Below are 16,619 nucleotides of genomic sequence, written 5' to 3'. Positions count from 1 at the left end.
GTAGTGGTAATCAACGTCGCTTTAGGACATTCAATGTCATCGATGACTTTAATCGTGAGGCGCTAGGCATTGATATTGCGGTAAGCTTACCGGCAGGGAGAGTTACCCGTTACTTAGATAAACTGGCTGAATATCATGGGTATCCATTAAAAATACGGGTCGATAATGGACCAGAATTTACAGGAAAAACCTTTATAAACTGGGCAAAGTTACATGGTATAAACATTGATTATATCCAGCCCGGTAGTCCTTATCAAAATGGTTATATTGAACGATTTAATCGTACCTATCGTACTGAAGTACTCGATTTATATCTTTTTAACAACTTAGCACAAGCAAGGAGAATAACCGAAGAATGGTTAACGATTTATAATACTGAAAGACCGCATGAGGCGTTAAATAACATGACACCGATTGAGTATAAAACACTAAAACAAGCAGCATGATTTTCTACGTGAGTTGTGTACTAGGTTTGGGGTATTTACATAAACGCCCTATTGTCGGTGATTTTAAGGGAATATATCATGATTTTTCTATTTTCCATTATGTTGATATTTTTTCAGAGACAAAACCAGATAAATTGATTGCAGTTGCATTTAAAAATGATGATATAAAAAAAACCTATACCAATAAAATTCCGCTTCCAAAGCATAACAAATTATTTATTGATTCATTGAATAATCAAATTCATCTACTTGCTTGGGTTGACAATGGTTGGTTACATCGTCAAGTTGATGAAATGGGCAGCGTTTTACAGTCAAGAAATATAAATACAGGAAAGCGTTTTTATCTAACTTGCGTATTGAACTTAAGCTTTTCTAATACATCGAGTCTTTTAAATATTGATGAAAAAGGTAAGTTTTATTTAATCAATGTTTTACCCAACGGAAAAATCGAACAAAATCTATTGCTCGATATGGAAAGACAAATTTATTCTATTTGGGAACCGATAAAAATCGCCGCAGAAACGTTTGTTATGCGATTCACAGATGAAATCGGCAATGGGTGGATTACAATTCAAAATAATCAGGTGATCGAAGCCTTTTCTCAGGAAACCGTAGGTTGCTATATAAACCTATACTCAAAAGAAGTGTTTAAATTATCCACAAAAGAATTAATCATTAGTGAGATCGTCAAAACCAAAGATGCCAATTATACTGTTGTTTTTTATGGAAAAGAAAAAGACAATCACTTAAAAAACAAAGAGTTAATTATTTTAAATCGCAATATTGATTAAGGCTGTTTAACGGGATGCTTGCTTGGTTCCTATTGATGAATAAGATTCAAGCAAAGCACCCATAAAATTACATTAAACAGGCAATTTTTTGATAGCTACCGATTTTAGTTTGATAATCGGCATGCTTACCAATCAACTCTCTAAGCTGAGCATGACGAGTAATCATTAATTGGGTTAACTGCTGCTGATAGCTAAGTATATTTTTGATATACATTCGAATCATGTCTTGATGTTGCAATGGCATGTTTTCAATTTTCGAAAAATCATCAACCAACATAATACCTTTCGATAATTGATGGTATTTCGCCTGCCAACTCAACAATAAATCCCAGTTTTCGTCCCTTGCGTTAATCAACATTGATTAACAATATTTCTAAAAAAATTTTCAAAAATATTCATCCCATATTCTGTTGATATACTTTCTGGATGAAATTGCACACCTTCTATCAAATAATTTTTATGCCTTAACCCCATTATATAATTATCATTTAATGACCGAGCAGTAATCACAAGTGGTGTATCAGAAGTAATCAGATTTTCGTCAACAACAAGTGAGTGATATCGAGTGACTAAAAATTCAGATGGTAAATTAGTAAAACACCCTTTCATATCATTTCGAATGAGGGATGTTTTCCCATGTTGTCTACTTATTGCTGGATTTACTGATAAGCCATAATATTCCGCAATAGCTTGCATTCCAAGACAAACTCCAAATATAGGCAAAATTCCCTCTGCTGCACCAAGAATGTCTATATAACAACTTTCAATTGGATGCCCTGGCCCAGGGCCTAAAATAATAGCTTGATAATCTTGCAGTGAAGTTAATTCAACTTTATCATTTCTAATAACATCAACATTTATGCCAATATTTTCAATATAGTTTTTAACTATATATATAAAACTATCATACGCATCAATTAATAAAACTTTCACTTGTTAACTCCTTATTAGTAATCGCAAAATATGTTGAACTTAATTTACTTATAGTTTCATTCCATTCGCCTTCATTAGTAGAATCTTCAACAATACCCCCAGAAGCTCTAATTGAGTATTGTCCATCATGATATACGGCTGTTCTAATACATAATGCCGAAATAAGAATATTATTAAAACCTAAGAAACCGATACAACCAGCGTAAACTCCTCTTTCACTTATTTCTGTATCTTCAATTATTTCAATTGCTCTGATTTTAGGCGTTCCAGTCATTGTTCCTGCTGGAAAACTTGCTTCTATAACATCATATTTATCTAATCCCTTTTTTAATTTTGCACTTATATCAGAAACTAAATGAATTACATGCGAATACTCTTCAGTTACTATTAAATCGTTTACCTTCAGTGAGCTTGGTACACAAATTCTTGCTATATCATTACGACAAAGATCTACTAACATAAGATGCTCTGCTTTTTCTTTTTCATCTGACAACAGCTTTTTTCTATTATTTTCTTTAATGGTAGGATCGTTGGAATTTCGTATTGTTCCTGCTATTGGTCTCATTATTACGTCATTATGTTTTGTTAATGTAACAAACATCTCTGGGCTTGCACCAATTATATAAACCCCCTCCGAAGTCTTAAAGAAATACATATAAGGTGATGGATTATACTTTCTAAGCCTTAAATAAACTTGAAAAGGAGGCATATTGGATTTAATAGTTATTTCGTGTCCTAATTGGATTTGATATATATCGCCAATATTAATATGCCCTTTTGCTTTATCAAACCATTTAAAATATAGTTCTTTTTGAACACTGGGAATTGATTCATAATTATAGTTAACATCACAATTATTATCATGTTTAGTAGTATTCAATATTGCTATTAAATTAACTATTTCGCTTTTTTTACTAGTAGGAAACAAATCATTCTTACTATTATTTATTGTCAGCGTTGTTTTATTATCTCTCAAATTTACATTGATAATATTTTGATATAGAGTCATATTGATGTCGGAAAAGCTTTTGTTTCTTGGCATTTTTTGATCTATATCTTCAAAAAAGAAAATTGAGTCATAACCAAAATAACCAAAGAAACCAACTGCAATATCAGCAGGTAATCCTGAATAAGTAATTGAAAAAATGCTCTCAATTGCTCTAAATATCGAAATTACATCACTATTATTTATAATTTCAATTTGTTCATTTTTAATCGAATATGATTGAATTAACTCATGATTTAATATTTTTTTCACTAATAATTCATTACCAGTAATAGAAACTTTCCTGTTTTTAACTAAAATACTAATAATAGGATTGAAACCAATTATTGATTGTGTACAGTCTTTTTCTGGTCCGCTCATTGACTCCAAGATGATGATTTCTTCTTCCTTATATTTTTTTCTCAGTGATTCATAAATATCTATTGGACTATGTATTGATTCTAGATTACAGGTACTGCTTTCTATTTCTATTTTACTGTTCATAATTGAGATTCCTTAAACATTAATTGTTCTCTTTCATTGTAATAATTGTTTTTTAATAGTTCATAATTAACTGACTTACAAATTTCAACTAACCGTTCAATCATTTGCTCTAAAGCAACAATTTCTTCTAAATCTGCTGTATTTTTCGTTTCTTCATCTCCATGAATTAGAACAGGAAAACCTGAACCCGGTATAATCATTCGATTTAATAAAATATTATTAATTATTTGGTCATGAGCATGACCAAGGTGATACTTTCTTCCTACAATTATGCAACTTGCTATTTTATTTACTAATGGGCGTTTATACCTTAAGTAACCTACGCCACTTCTTTCTAAAAATATTTGCATTAAATGATTGATACCAAAAGCATGAACAGGGCATGCGTAAATAATAATGTCAGAATTAACCATCTTTTCTATTATTGCTGGCATATCATCATGTTTTTCGCAAGGTGTTTTTCTTGTATTACATGATGTATTATTGTCACCACAACCATCGCAAGGTGATAAATTCATTTCACACAAATAAACAATTTCGATTTCAACCTGCATTTTTTCAAAAATTAGTTTAGCATTCTCTGAAACACTTGAAGTAACACCGAAACGTCTTTCAGATGAAGAAATAATAATGCCTTTCATTACATTCATCTCCTTACTTTTATTTGATTTTATTAATGGAAATAACGCAAAATATAACAATACACATACCGATTACATCAAATAATCCAATTGACTCTTTTAAGAAAAAATAACCGCAAATCATTGTAATAAAGGGGCCAATATTATTTATGATTGCAGTAGTTGCTGCACCGCTGTGTTTAACACCATACATCATGAAAAACGATGGTATGACAGTAGAAACAATGGCTAATAAAAATGGGTATTTAAAATTATTGATTGATGGTAGGTTATTTATTGTTCCTGATACTTCAAATATCATTGGAATTAGAGAAAGCAAACAAGCTACAATCATGACCTGTGAATTGAAGATAATAAATCCTATCTTTTTCATCACTTCACCACTTATTATAAGATACGTAGCATAGGTAATAGCGCTTAAAACTATTAATAATGGACCAATGTAATGAACATTTTTATCAATTAAAACTTGATTACTGACGAATGCAATTGAAACACCAATCCAAGAAAAAAAAGATAGGATATAAACTTTTTTATTAAATTTATTTTTCATGAAAATAACAGATATAAAAAGAACGAATATAGGTATGGTGAAAAGAATAATTCTTTCTATATTAACTGATGTATAAACCAAACCGGTTATATCACTATAGCTTGATATATAATATAAAAAGCCACATAGAAAAATCTTGAGCTTAATTTGAATGCTCGTTTTTATTAAATTATCTTTAAATAATAAAAATGCTACAAAGAAAAATGGAATTGAAAAGATCATTCTGAAAAACATTAATGAAATTGAAGTTATCCCATCAAAGTAGGCTAGTTTTATAAAAATTGATTTCAAAGAAAAACCAAATACACCAATTAATATAGCTACAACTGAATAATTACCTTTCACAAATGTATCATTGAACTAGTTTTCAAGTACAACAATGCTACACCTATTTTATCAATTTACAATATTTTTTTGACATGAAATGATCCTAACCAAAAAAGTGGACAAAAGTCGCCTCTATGATATAAACAAAATTATAGGAGAAAAATATCATGATCAGAAAATTTAGTGTTGAATTCAAATGACAATCAGTCGATTATGTGTTATCTCATGCTCACCTTTCTATAAGTGAACTTACCAACCACTTAATAATAAGAAAATAAACCCTAGATAAATGGATTAGGCAACGAGTCGCAAATAAAACTAACCGTCGAGAGCTAACGGCTTAGCAATAGATGATTATTGCGTTAGAAAAAGAAATTAAAGAACTGAAAATGGCTAATAACATATTAAAAAATGAGCATATGTACTTCACCGGTTTCTCAAATGACTGTAAACAATGCGAGGAATTTCTACAACTTAATTATTTTAAATCGCAATATTGATTAAGGCTGTTTAACGGGATGCTTGCTTGGTTCCTATCGATGAATAAGATTCAAGCAAAGCATCCATAAACTTACATTAAACAGGCAATTTTTTGATAGCTACCGATTTTAGTTTGATAATCAGCATGCTTGCCAATCAACTCTCTAAGCTGAGAATGACGAGTAATTATTAATTGGGTTAACTGCTGCTGATAGCTAAGTATATTTTTGATATACATTCGAATCAGGTCTTGATGTTGCAATGGCATGTTTTCAATTTTCGAAAAATCATCAACCAACATAATACCTTTCGATAATTGAAGGTATTTTGCCTGCCAACTCAACAATAAATCCCAGTTTTCATTCTGGGCATTTATCAACATTTGTTCAACAACATAATTAAATTGTTCGTATTGTTCTAATAAGTTATTTCCTTGCATAATCATCCTTTTTTTATTTTGCAATTTCACGCCAAGATTCGGCAATATTGTTTAATAAATCGAAACAGGTTTGCAGTTTTTCTTTATCATTATGTAAATTGGCTAGAACTAACTGTTGACTAATATATTGATATAAGCGATCTAAATTTTCGGCAATTTTACCCCCTTTTTCTAAATCTAAGCAACTTTTAAGCCCATTATCAACAATATTAATCGCTTTAGAAATTGCGTTACCTTTACCTACTATATTGCCCTTTTGAATATACAAGCTAGCCAATTTTATTGCATTAAGTGCACCATCAAATAATAAAACGATTAATTGATGAGGGGATGCCTGATTAACACGGGTTTCTAAATTCACTTGCTCATAGGCTTTAGAACCTAATTTGTACATTACTTCCCTCTATTTTTTTAAGTTTGCCATCATATCAAATTGAGTCGTTAAATAATTACTCATGCTATTTAACGAGTTAATTAAAATATCCAATTGGGTAAATTGAACTCGGTAACGTTCAATGGTTTGTTCAATAGAATTACTCACTTGTTCATGGCGTTTATCTAATGATTTTAATGTGGTATTTAACCCATTAGTTGCCGAATCAATCATACCATCACTATCAATAAATCCACTGACTTTGGCAAAAACCTCATTGGCAATCCCTGTGTTTTTGCCATCACCTGTAAACAGTGTTGCCACTGCATCACTATTTTCATTCAGTGCTTTTTTTAGCTCATTTTCTTTGATCGTTAACGTGCCATTCTTGTCCATATTAATACCAATTTGAGCCAATACCGAATATTCACCCGATTGTCCTTTGGCAAAGATAGAACGGATACTTTGGTCAATATTGCGTAATGTCGCATCACCAACAAGTGGACCATTGCTACTATTTAATTCCTTTGAATTTTTATCTTCTGTGGTGAATTTAGTTAACGTTGATATTGTTGACTGTAATTGATTAAATGCTTCGACCCATTCTTTAATGGCTTCTTCTGTTTTTTCGTTATCAGCTGTTATAGTAAGGTTTTGGCTGGTTGTTGTGGTTGCTTTTAATGTTATATCAACACCATCTATTACATCTTTAACGGTATTTGAAGCACTGGTTATTGCAATACCATTAAATGAAAGCTTGGCATCTTGCGCTTTTGCAACTTCAGCCATAGGACTATTGCTCGCCTGATTAATGTCAAATCCAATAATATTGTTTAACTTATCATCATCGGATGAAATAGAGGTAATGGCTTGTTGTTCCCCCGTTTCTTTCGAGGTAATCACTAATTGATAGCCATCTGCCCCCGAACGAACAATTGCCGCATTGATTGTCGAAGGGCTTGTTGTGCCGTCGTCATTCATCATTTGGGCGTTGTTAATGGCGTTTGCTATTGACTCTAATGATGTCTCATCTTTAGATAAAGTCACATTCAGTTTATGACCATTGGCTTGTTCAATGGTCATAGTTCTTGTTTGATTGTCATTACCCAATTGAGCACTTTTATCATTGATTGCCGATGTTGCAACGCTATGCGATGTTGCTAATTGATCAACCGTCACCGCATAATCGCCTAAAACGGCTTTACTATTTGCTTTTACCGTAAAATAATTGTCATTACCTGTTGCAGTTCGACTTTGAAATAACTCTTTTTTTTGGAGTTTTGCCGTGGCCGTATTAAATGTTGTTAATGCACTTTTTAATTTACCAAAACCACTAATTTTGGCATTAATCGCTTTTTGTTGAGTAGTAATTGGTGTTAGGCGTGTCTTTTCAGCCGCTTCTAATTGATTTAAAATTTCACCAAGATCGATCCCTGAACCTATTCCCAATGCGCTCATTGCCATGATTTCATCTGCCTATCATAATTATTCAATATTTTTTATATCGGCTCATTTTTCCAAAAATTTAGTCATTAGCGGAATTTTTATTTAAGGGATAAAGGTACCTGTGGTTTTGCGAACAAAAAATCATCATTAAAAAATTATTTTAAAAATAAGTTAATTATATGATTTATTTATCAATATTTATCATATTCTAGATTAAATTTGCTGTTTACAAAAAGAGAATCATTAAAAAAATTAAAGATCCCAATTTTATTACCGATAAGTTATTTATCAGCAAAGGTATTGAATTAAATTTCGATATATCGTTGATTTTACTATTTATATTAACGGAGATAAAAATGGCACAAGTAATTAATACTAATACTATGTCTTTAATGGCAAAAAATAACCTTAACAATTCTCAAAGCGTTCTTAGTACATCTATTGAGCGTCTTTCATCTGGTATGCGTATTAATAGCGCAAAAGACGATGCAGCAGGTCAAGCAATTGCTAACCGTTTTTCATCAAACATCAAAGGCTTAACGCAAGCTGCTCGTAATGCTAATGATGGTATTTCACTTGCACAAACAACAGAAGGTGCGTTAAATGAAATCAACAATAACGTACAACGTATTCGTGAATTAACTGTTCAAGCAGCCAATGGTACTAACTCTGAAAGTGATTTAGTATCAATTCAAAACGAAATCGATCAACGTTTAGATGAAATCGACCGTGTTTCTAAACAAACTGATTTCAATGGTTCTAAAGTATTATCAGAAGATAAAACACTTAAAATTCAAGTAGGTGCAAACGACGGCGAAACCATTGAAATCAATTTGAAAAAAATTGATAGCACTGAACTTGGTTTAAATGCATTTAATGTATCAAGTTCACCAACAGAAGATCCATTAAAAACAATTGATGCAGCATTATCAAAAATTGATGCATTACGTGGACAACTTGGTGCGGTGCAAAACCGTTTCGAATCAACTGTAACTAACATTAACAATACTGTAAATAACTTAAGTTCTGCACGTAGCCGTATTGAAGATGCTGATTATGCAACAGAAGTATCAAACATGACGCGTGGTCAAATTTTACAACAAGCAGGTACTTCAGTATTAGCACAAGCTAACCAAGTACCACAATCTGTACTTTCTTTATTGCAATAATTCGGATTATCATTTCGAGTTATTCCTCATAGTCATAACGGCATTTAACCATGCTGTTATGACTAATCATTATAATTAGCTATTTTTAAGCCTTTATTCTGCCCATTAAATTCATCAACTATCGTCATAATACTGTTAAGCATTTTTTTTAACATTGGTTCAATAATGGATGATAGTTTATATAACTCACAAGGTGTCATAAACCAAATCGATTGGAAACAATATATTCATCTGGTTCGTAATGAAGCTTTAAAGTTAGCGGTTCGTTTGCCGGCAACAGTTGAACTTGATGATTTATTACAAGTTGGCTATATCGGTTTATTAGACACAATCAAACGTTTTGACATTTCTCAAGGCAATACTTTTGCCACTTTTGCTATACCAAGAATTAAAGGCGCAATGCTTGATGAACTACGCAGCCGTGATTGGTTACCAAGACAAACGCGTAAAAAAATAAAAGATGTCACAACGGCCATGAATGAGTTAGAACAAAAGCTAGGTATAGCACCTAACGATTATCAGATTGCTCAATATTTAAAATTATCTATTCATGAATACCGTAAAATTTTATTAGATTCAAATAGTAGCCAGATATGCTCATATGATGAAATCTATAAAAAATTGGGAGATAACATTGATGCCATTATTGAATATCAAGAAGATGATGATCCCTTTTCAGCAATAATCGATGAGGAAATCCGTAATACAATTATTCAACAAATTGAAAATTTGCCAGAAAAAGAAAAACTTGTTTTATCACTTTATTACCAAGAAGATCTCAATTTAAAAGAGATAGGTACAGTAATGGATATTAGTGAATCAAGAGTTAGCCAATTACATAGCCAAGCAATAAAGCGGATACGAAGTAAAGTTATTTTTTAGAAATAATAAAAAAATTAAATAAACCGTAATCAATCGAAAATAAATTGAAATAATTTTTTTATTGACCTTTTGCGTTTAAAAATGTAACTTTACGCACATAAAAAAATATTTGACTTTAATTTTACTGATTATTCGTTTTTTTATGCGAATAAAATATATATAGATTGGTGGCTAAATTGGGAAATATACTAGATGACGATATTCTTAAATGTATACATCATTTAAATCTATCAACGCTGCTGTTAAGCCAGCGAATGCTTGAAAAAGATAAAGTTATGGCAATGTATCGATTGGGTATTGATGAAGAAACGGCCGATATTCTGAGTTGTTTAAGTACCTCGCAAATGTTGGTTTTATCAGAAACCAATCAATTAACATTTCAGCTACGATTCGAAAATGCAGAAATGATGAAAAAACTCACAGAAGAATCGCGCGTTGGCGATATTAAACAGATGCATACAGGCATTCTTTTATCAAGTTTGCTATTAGATTCAATCAATAAATAGCTAAGGAATCAAGATGTCAGGTACAAGTATTATTCAAAAACATGAGGAAACCCAACTTGCTATCAAATTAATTTCCCTTGGCGGAAGAATTCAAATGCTAGAAAGCGAAACTAATTTAAGCAGGAATAAGCTTATAAAACTTTATAAAGAGATTCAAGGTTGCCCGCCACCTAAAGGTTTATTGCCTTTTTCAACCTCGTGGTTTATGACATGGGAATCCAATATCCATGCCAGTATTTTTTATAACGCTTACTCTTTTTTAGTTAAAAATGGCTTGAAGTCTTGCATTCAAACTATTTTAAAAGCCTATCAACTTTATTTAGAACAATGCCAAGTTTCACATAAAGATGAACCTGTTTTAGGGTTAACCAGAGCTTGGATCTTAGTCAAATTTGTCGAAAAAAACATCATGCAACAATCATATTGTACGGCATGCGGAGGGCTATTTATTACGCATGCTTATCATCCACAAAACACGTTTACTTGCAGTTTATGCCAACCACCGTCAAGAGCGGATAAGAATAATAAAACACTAAAAGAAAATAACGAAAAATGCCTAAAAGTGTTATCAACGTTGAGCAATTTAAATTCATCGGTTGTCACACGGATAACTGCGTAAATAAAAAATTAGAAATATTTCAGCAAGTTTACTGTTATTTCATGGAGAAAGAAGAAAGTCAATGCTAATCATTATAGGGTATATTGTCGTTATCGCCTCGGCGCTACTTGGTTATGTACTAAGCGGGGGCTATTTAGCCGTACTATTTCAACCACTTGAATTATTGATTATTGGTGGCGCTGCGATTGGTGCTTTTATTGTCAGTAATGAACAAAAAACAATAAAAGCAACACTTAAATCTTTAGGGCAATTATTTAAAACATCTAAATATAATAAAAACTTATATCTAACACTGATTAATTTAATGTATAGCATTTTGACGAAGATTCGGCAAAATGGGGGGTTATCGATTGAAGCCGATATTGATAATCCACATGAAAGTGACTTATTTAAGCAGTACCCGCTTATTTTAAATAACCCTAGAATCTGCGATTTTATCACTGATTACTTACGACTAATGATTAGTGGCAATATGGATGTATTTGAAATCGAAACACTAATGAGTGAAGAAATTGAAACATTTGTTCATGAACTTGAAAAGCCTGTAGATGCCATTTCAGGTATTGGTGATGGCTTACCAGCATTTGGGATTGTTGCAGCTGTAATGGGCGTAATTAATACACTTGCACAAGCAGATAGACCTGCAAGTGAACTTGGTGAACTCATTGCGCATGCTATGGTCGGCACTTTTTTAGGTATCTTACTTGCCTATGGTTTTGTTTCACCATTAGCATCGTTATTGAAGCAAAGAAATGCCGATATGGTCAAAATATTAGAGTGCACAAAAGTGATTCTGCTCGCCAATATGCATGATTATGCTCCGCAAATTTGTATTGAATTTGGCCGAAAAACGCTTTTCTCGCATGAAAGACCGTCATTCTTTGAATTAGAACAGTACATACAAGAAGTTAAAGATAAAAATACGAATCCAAATAGCGAATAATGAAAGATAAATCTATAAGAATAATTGTCAAAAAAAAATCGGGGCATGGTGGTGGGCATCATGGTGGTTCGTGGAAAATCGCTTACGCCGACTTTATGACTGCGATGATGGCACTATTTTTAGTGATGTGGTTAATTTCGACATCCACACCTCAAGAGTTGAAAGGCATTGCTGAGTACTTTAGAACCCCCTTAATTCTTGGCTACAATGGTGGTAAAAACATTAGTGATAGTGAAAGCCCCATTCCTGGTGGCGGTGATGATGTGAGTAAACAACTTGGCGAAGAAAAAAGTCATGTTTTAAATTCATCAAAAGATGAATTCGAAAAACAACAACTTGAAAGATTACAGATGATTGAGGCAGCACGTAAGATTTATGAAACGTTCGAAATTGATGATCGCCTTAAAAAACTAGCGCCTAATCTTATTATTGAATTAACGGAAATGGGGTTACGGATTCAAATTTTAGCCTCTGATGATAAACCCATGTTCGATGTTGGTAGCACAACTATTGATCCCAATATGCAAGAAATTTTGCATACATTAGCGCCAATTATCAATTCATTACCCAATAAAATTACCTTGTCAGGCCATACGGATGAACGCCAATATACAACGGGCGATCGAGGATATAGTAATTGGGAACTATCTGCCGATAGAGCCAATGCATCAAGGAGAGAGCTTATTGCTGGCGGATTAGATTCAAGTAAGATTATTCGCATTATTGCATTAGCTGACACCGTTAGTCTAAATAATGCTAACTATAGTAAAGATGCGAATCGCCGGATTAGTATTTTAATTTTGAATAAAACAGCACAACAGTATATTGAAGAAGAAAATAATATGACCGGCATCAATTTTTTAAGGCAATCACAACAAATTAAATCTGAATAAAAAATCAAATAACATGATTTATAAAGATACGTTATATCATTTTTGAGGACTCAAATTAAAAAATTTTCCCAGCTGTCACAAAAATTATTAAAGTTTTCAAAAATAAAGACGATATAAAAATAACTTACTTTTTTTATTGATGTTATTAACTAAAACTATATTGAGGGGTTTTTATGGCAAATTCATTAATGAATACGGGTATTAGTGGATTAAATGCAGCACAAAATATGCTTAATGTAATTAGCAATAATATCAGTAATGCGCATACAACAGGTTACAATCGTCAACAGCAAATTCTACGCCAAGCCAATGGCACTCAGCATAGTTTTGGCTTTGTGGGCAATGGTGTTTGTGTATCGTCCGTTAATCGTGCTTTTAACCATTTTGTCGTTGGTCAACTACGCCAATCACAATCACAAAATGGTTCTATTAAATCTTATTACGGTGAGTTATCCAAAGTAGATAATTTATTAGCAGAAAATGATAATAGTATTTCATCACAGCTTAACAATCTTTTTGCGAGTTTAAATAAACTTGCTTCAAATGCGGGGGATGCCTCAACAAAACAAACGGTGATTAGTGATCTCACTTCGTTAACCAGTCAGTTTAATAAAACAGAAACAAATTTGAAAAATCAAATTGCTAATATTAATACTGAATTAAGCAATAATGTTGATAAGGTAAATACCTATACCCAACAAATTGCTGAACTGAACCAAAAAATTTCACAACTACAGTCAGCAGGTGGTGGACTTGCGCCTAATGCATTACTTGACCAACGCGATCAATTGGTTAATGAATTAAGCGAAATTATTGGCATTACTGTTACTGAGCAAAATGGACAATATAATCTTTCACTGGCAAATGGTTTAAATTTAGTTCAAGGTTCTTCGATTAACTTATTATCGGTACAACCTTCAGCAGACGATCCTTCATTAAATACCATTATTTATACGCATCATTCAGGTGCAACTCAAGAACTGACCAGTCAGAACATTACATCTGGCACATTAAATGGATTATTAACCTTTCGTGAAGGACCGTTAACCGAGGCTCGCAATCAATTAGGGTTAATTGCGCTAAATTTAGCTGAACGTTTTAATCAAGTGCATATGTCTGGTGTGGATATTAATGGTAATCAGGGTGAAAAGTTATTTGATTATAATCATCCTAGTTGCGTTACTAACACGAAAAATCAAGGCAATGCCACAGCTAAGATCGAGTTTAACGCTGTGACTGAAGTAAAAGCTTCGGATTATAAAATTGAATTTAATGGTAACAATTGGGTTGTCACACGATTATCAGATCATCAGCAAATCACTCCGCAAATCGAAGAGGGTAAATTGGTTTTTGACGGGTTGGCTATCGAAATAAACGGTAATGCCGTTAGTGGAGACTCGTTTATCATCAAACCTGTTGCTGATATTGCCTCGTCATTACAATTGCAAGTAAAAGATGTCAATAAATTAGCAACCGGTATTAATGATGAAGAAAATGGTGCAGGTGATAATCGTAATGTAGCTAAATTGTTAGCAATCCAGCATGAAAAACTTGTGAATGGCACAACAACGTTAAAAAGTGCTTACACTCGTTTAGTTAGCTACATTGGTAGTGAAACTCAAACGGCGAAAATTTCGGCTCAATCAAGCAAAAATATTACCCAACAAATTTATGAACAAAATCAATCAATATCTGGCGTGAATATTGAAGAAGAATATATCTCTATGCAGGTCTATATGCAGTATTACCAAGCTAATGCAAAAGTGATTGATGCAGCCACAACACTATTTGATACCATTTTAGGTTTAACTAAATGATAAAAGGATAAAAAATGCGCCTTAGCACAAACTCACTCTATCAAAAAAACTTGCAAGGTATTTTAAATACCAATAGCAAATGGCAAAAATCAGGGTTACATTTAGCGACTGGCAAAAAGATTTTATCGCCTTCTGATGATCCCATGGGCGCATCACAATCATTAATAATCAAACAAGCACAAGCACAAAATGAGCAATTTCAAGCAACACGCGAAAGTGCTGATAAATTACTTAGCCGCCAAGACACTATCTTAGCGGAGGCCAATACCGTTATCCAAACCATTCAAGAAACATTGGTCTATGCTTCAAACGAAACCTTAAATGAAGAAAATCGACTCGATCTTGCTAATAAATTACAAGGTTTAAAAGATCAACTTTTGTCATTAGCCAACGCAAAAGATACTAACGGTAACTATCTTTTTGCAGGTAAGAAAAACGATACTCCCCCTTTTGTTATGAACGAATCTGGCGAAGTGAGTTACGTTGGCAGTACAACATCGGTAAATGTTTTGATTGATGACTCGCGCGAAGTATCGCTAAGTTTTACCGGTATTCAAGTATTTATGACAGGCTCAAATGTTAAAGAATCTGATGGTTCACCAGCAGAAAGTAACCTATTTGCCAGTATTGATTATGCGATTGAAGCGTTAAAAATAGATCTAGATTACGATAACAAAGATACCGTTGAACAATTTAGAGCTGGATTATCAAAAGCTCGCCATGGCATAGACAATTCTTTTAATAATATTTCAACACTCAGAGCAGAGGGTGGCTCAGTCCTATCTGAAGTTGATAGGTTATTAGCGCTTGGTAAAACATTAGATATTGAATATCAAACGCAAATCAGTCAGCTTGAAGATGTTGATTGGTACGAAGCAATTTCTGAATATGTCATGCTACAAGCTAATTTGCAAGCTGCACAATATACCTTTATGACGATGCAAAATATGTCACTGTTTCAAATGAAATAAAGTGTAGAAAAACAACGAGTTGTTTACACTGCATGATTAAAATAATCTGCTAAAACCGCATAAGGCATTTTATCAAAAATCACCTTATGCGTTTTGCTTAATTATAGTTATTAATCAATCTTTTAATCTTCAATTTCCTATTTTTGAAATCGCTAAATATTTGCGGATAATACCATATTACTATTAAGGAACGTATTACGCTTTCTTCTTTATCTCGTCGTTTGAGTGCCGTCTGGTTGAGTGAATTTTTCATTTATATAAGAATTACCCCCCTATTTTATTGGTGCAAAAATAGAGTAATTCTTGTAAAAAATATTCAGGAGTCTATACCGTTTCAGCATAAAATTATTTTAAATTTAATTATTTAATAAATTTTATTGATAAAGAATAAGGTTGCTTCAATCGTTTATTCAACAAAAGCGTTCAGCCGCTATCACTTACTGATTTAACTAACTTAAATTATTCATATTAAACAAAGACATTGATTAAAAAAGTTAAACTTTGCGTTAAAATCGTTTATACTCTGTTTGCATTATCGCTTACATTGAAAATAGTCAGCATAAAAACAATGATATAGCGATAAACCAATAGCATAATAAAAATAAACGGTATGAATTTTAGGAATAAAGGGGGGGGAACATGTCAAACGAACTTAATCGTCTTTTGGGTCAACTCGGTGGCGGGTTTAGCGATTTAATGGCAGGCTTAGATGGCGTTAGTCATAATCGCTATACCTTAACGGTTGACGGGCTGGAAGCGCCGATGTCGGTTTTACATGTTGACGGTGATGAGTCGTTAAACCAGCCTTGGCGTTATGTTATCTCCTTTACTAGTACTGACAAAACCTTATCGCCTGATTCCTTTCTTAATCAAAAATCGACTTTCTCCTTTAATCCCGTTA

Annotated in this window: 19 protein-coding genes; 11 read left to right on the top strand and 8 right to left on the bottom strand. The window is 32.7% G+C overall.

Annotated features, from left to right (window positions below):
• Window positions 1-446, top strand: a 446-nt coding sequence (locus tag ACYIAL_RS12185; protein WP_483751271.1) for an integrase core domain-containing protein, incomplete at its 5' end; no start/stop codon positions are given.
• 8 nt (window positions 447-454) lie between these two features.
• A complete protein-coding gene (locus ACYIAL_RS12180; protein ID WP_483751821.1) occupies window positions 455-1,237 on the top strand; it encodes a hypothetical protein in 783 nt (260 codons plus the stop codon).
• A gap of 67 nt (window positions 1,238-1,304) precedes the next feature.
• Here the strand turns inward: ACYIAL_RS12180 and fliT (ACYIAL_RS12175) are convergent, their stop codons facing one another.
• From fliT (ACYIAL_RS12175) to fliD, 8 genes are all read right to left on the bottom strand, one after another.
• On the bottom strand, window positions 1,305-1,595 hold the full coding sequence (fliT, locus tag ACYIAL_RS12175; protein WP_483747068.1) for a flagellar protein FliT: 291 nt from the start codon (window positions 1,593-1,595) through the stop codon (window positions 1,305-1,307).
• The gene (locus ACYIAL_RS12170) at window positions 1,589-2,170 is read right to left on the bottom strand and encodes an anthranilate synthase component II (RefSeq protein ID WP_483747069.1); all 582 of its coding nucleotides are present in this window, start codon (window positions 2,168-2,170) and stop codon (window positions 1,589-1,591) included. The genes fliT (ACYIAL_RS12175) and ACYIAL_RS12170 overlap by 7 nt, the downstream gene beginning before the upstream one ends.
• Entirely contained in the window at window positions 2,151-3,659 is a 1,509-nt protein-coding gene (locus tag ACYIAL_RS12165; RefSeq protein ID WP_483747070.1) for an anthranilate synthase component I family protein, read from the bottom strand. The genes ACYIAL_RS12170 and ACYIAL_RS12165 overlap by 20 nt, the downstream gene beginning before the upstream one ends.
• On the bottom strand, window positions 3,656-4,300 hold the full coding sequence (locus ACYIAL_RS12160; RefSeq protein ID WP_483747071.1) for a flavodoxin family protein: 645 nt from the start codon (window positions 4,298-4,300) through the stop codon (window positions 3,656-3,658). The genes ACYIAL_RS12165 and ACYIAL_RS12160 overlap by 4 nt, the downstream gene beginning before the upstream one ends.
• A 19-nt stretch (window positions 4,301-4,319) precedes the next feature.
• Window positions 4,320-5,198: a DMT family transporter gene (locus tag ACYIAL_RS12155; RefSeq protein WP_483747072.1), complete on the bottom strand. Its 879-nt coding sequence runs from the start codon at window positions 5,196-5,198 to the stop codon at window positions 4,320-4,322.
• A 553-nt stretch (window positions 5,199-5,751) separates the two neighbouring features.
• The gene (gene fliT / locus ACYIAL_RS12150; protein WP_483747073.1) at window positions 5,752-6,099 is read right to left on the bottom strand and encodes a flagellar protein FliT; all 348 of its coding nucleotides are present in this window, start codon (window positions 6,097-6,099) and stop codon (window positions 5,752-5,754) included.
• 13 nt (window positions 6,100-6,112) lie between these two features.
• On the bottom strand, window positions 6,113-6,493 hold the full coding sequence (gene fliS / locus ACYIAL_RS12145) for a flagellar export chaperone FliS (RefSeq protein ID WP_483751820.1): 381 nt from the start codon (window positions 6,491-6,493) through the stop codon (window positions 6,113-6,115).
• A gap of 9 nt (window positions 6,494-6,502) precedes the next feature.
• A complete protein-coding gene (gene fliD / locus ACYIAL_RS12140) occupies window positions 6,503-7,930 on the bottom strand; it encodes a flagellar filament capping protein FliD (RefSeq protein ID WP_483751819.1) in 1,428 nt (475 codons plus the stop codon).
• Between the two features lie 344 nt (window positions 7,931-8,274).
• On the opposite strand from fliD, the gene ACYIAL_RS12135 reads away from it, so the two are divergent.
• The 9 genes from ACYIAL_RS12135 to ACYIAL_RS12095 form a co-directional block, all read left to right on the top strand.
• On the top strand, window positions 8,275-9,087 hold the full coding sequence (locus ACYIAL_RS12135) for a flagellin N-terminal helical domain-containing protein (RefSeq protein WP_091347899.1): 813 nt from the start codon (window positions 8,275-8,277) through the stop codon (window positions 9,085-9,087).
• 165 nt (window positions 9,088-9,252) lie between these two features.
• Window positions 9,253-9,969: an RNA polymerase sigma factor FliA gene (locus ACYIAL_RS12130; protein ID WP_483751818.1), complete on the top strand. Its 717-nt coding sequence runs from the start codon at window positions 9,253-9,255 to the stop codon at window positions 9,967-9,969.
• 185 nt (window positions 9,970-10,154) lie between these two features.
• Window positions 10,155-10,475 carry a flagellar transcriptional regulator FlhD gene (gene flhD / locus ACYIAL_RS12125; RefSeq protein WP_143421893.1) on the top strand — a complete coding sequence of 107 codons (321 nt, stop codon included), beginning with the start codon at window positions 10,155-10,157 and terminating at the stop codon, window positions 10,473-10,475.
• Between the two features lie 13 nt (window positions 10,476-10,488).
• A complete protein-coding gene (gene flhC / locus ACYIAL_RS12120) occupies window positions 10,489-11,094 on the top strand; it encodes a flagellar transcriptional regulator FlhC (protein ID WP_160431225.1) in 606 nt (201 codons plus the stop codon).
• Window positions 11,095-11,155: 61 nt separating this feature from the next.
• On the top strand, window positions 11,156-12,037 hold the full coding sequence (gene motA / locus ACYIAL_RS12115; protein ID WP_483751817.1) for a flagellar motor stator protein MotA: 882 nt from the start codon (window positions 11,156-11,158) through the stop codon (window positions 12,035-12,037).
• Window positions 12,037-12,930, top strand: coding sequence for a flagellar motor protein MotB (gene motB, locus ACYIAL_RS12110; RefSeq protein WP_160431227.1), 894 nt, complete (start codon window positions 12,037-12,039; stop codon window positions 12,928-12,930). The genes motA and motB overlap by 1 nt, the downstream gene beginning before the upstream one ends.
• Before the next feature lie 173 nt (window positions 12,931-13,103).
• On the top strand, window positions 13,104-14,747 hold the full coding sequence (flgK, locus tag ACYIAL_RS12105) for a flagellar hook-associated protein FlgK (RefSeq protein WP_483751816.1): 1,644 nt from the start codon (window positions 13,104-13,106) through the stop codon (window positions 14,745-14,747).
• Between the two features lie 14 nt (window positions 14,748-14,761).
• Window positions 14,762-15,718 (top strand): flagellar hook-associated protein FlgL, encoded by a 957-nt coding sequence (gene flgL / locus ACYIAL_RS12100; RefSeq protein ID WP_160431229.1) that lies wholly within the window; start codon window positions 14,762-14,764, stop codon window positions 15,716-15,718.
• A 639-nt stretch (window positions 15,719-16,357) separates the two neighbouring features.
• On the top strand, window positions 16,358-16,619 hold a 262-nt coding region (locus ACYIAL_RS12095), incomplete at its 3' end, for a hypothetical protein (RefSeq protein WP_483751648.1).

The organism is Gilliamella sp. X-57 (assembly GCF_057063565.1).
This window is presented reverse-complemented; position numbering and strand designations above follow the sequence as displayed.

Coding starts and splice junctions, on each gene's coding strand:
- fliD (WP_483751819.1), bottom strand. CDS start 7,930: ATGAGCGCATTGGGAATAGGTTCAGGGATCGATCTTGGTGAAATTTTA.
- fliT (WP_483747068.1), bottom strand. CDS start 1,595: ATGTTGATTAACGCAAGGGACGAAAACTGGGATTTATTGTTGAGTTGG.
- ACYIAL_RS12160 (WP_483747071.1), bottom strand. CDS start 4,300: ATGAAAGGCATTATTATTTCTTCATCTGAAAGACGTTTCGGTGTTACT.
- ACYIAL_RS12165 (WP_483747070.1), bottom strand. CDS start 3,659: ATGAACAGTAAAATAGAAATAGAAAGCAGTACCTGTAATCTAGAATCA.
- motB (WP_160431227.1), top strand. CDS start 12,037: ATGAAAGATAAATCTATAAGAATAATTGTCAAAAAAAAATCGGGGCAT.
- motA (WP_483751817.1), top strand. CDS start 11,156: ATGCTAATCATTATAGGGTATATTGTCGTTATCGCCTCGGCGCTACTT.
- fliS (WP_483751820.1), bottom strand. CDS start 6,493: ATGTACAAATTAGGTTCTAAAGCCTATGAGCAAGTGAATTTAGAAACC.
- ACYIAL_RS12135 (WP_091347899.1), top strand. CDS start 8,275: ATGGCACAAGTAATTAATACTAATACTATGTCTTTAATGGCAAAAAAT.
- fliT (WP_483747073.1), bottom strand. CDS start 6,099: ATGCAAGGAAATAACTTATTAGAACAATACGAACAATTTAATTATGTT.
- flgK (WP_483751816.1), top strand. CDS start 13,104: ATGGCAAATTCATTAATGAATACGGGTATTAGTGGATTAAATGCAGCA.
- ACYIAL_RS12130 (WP_483751818.1), top strand. CDS start 9,253: ATGGATGATAGTTTATATAACTCACAAGGTGTCATAAACCAAATCGAT.
- flgL (WP_160431229.1), top strand. CDS start 14,762: ATGCGCCTTAGCACAAACTCACTCTATCAAAAAAACTTGCAAGGTATT.
- flhC (WP_160431225.1), top strand. CDS start 10,489: ATGTCAGGTACAAGTATTATTCAAAAACATGAGGAAACCCAACTTGCT.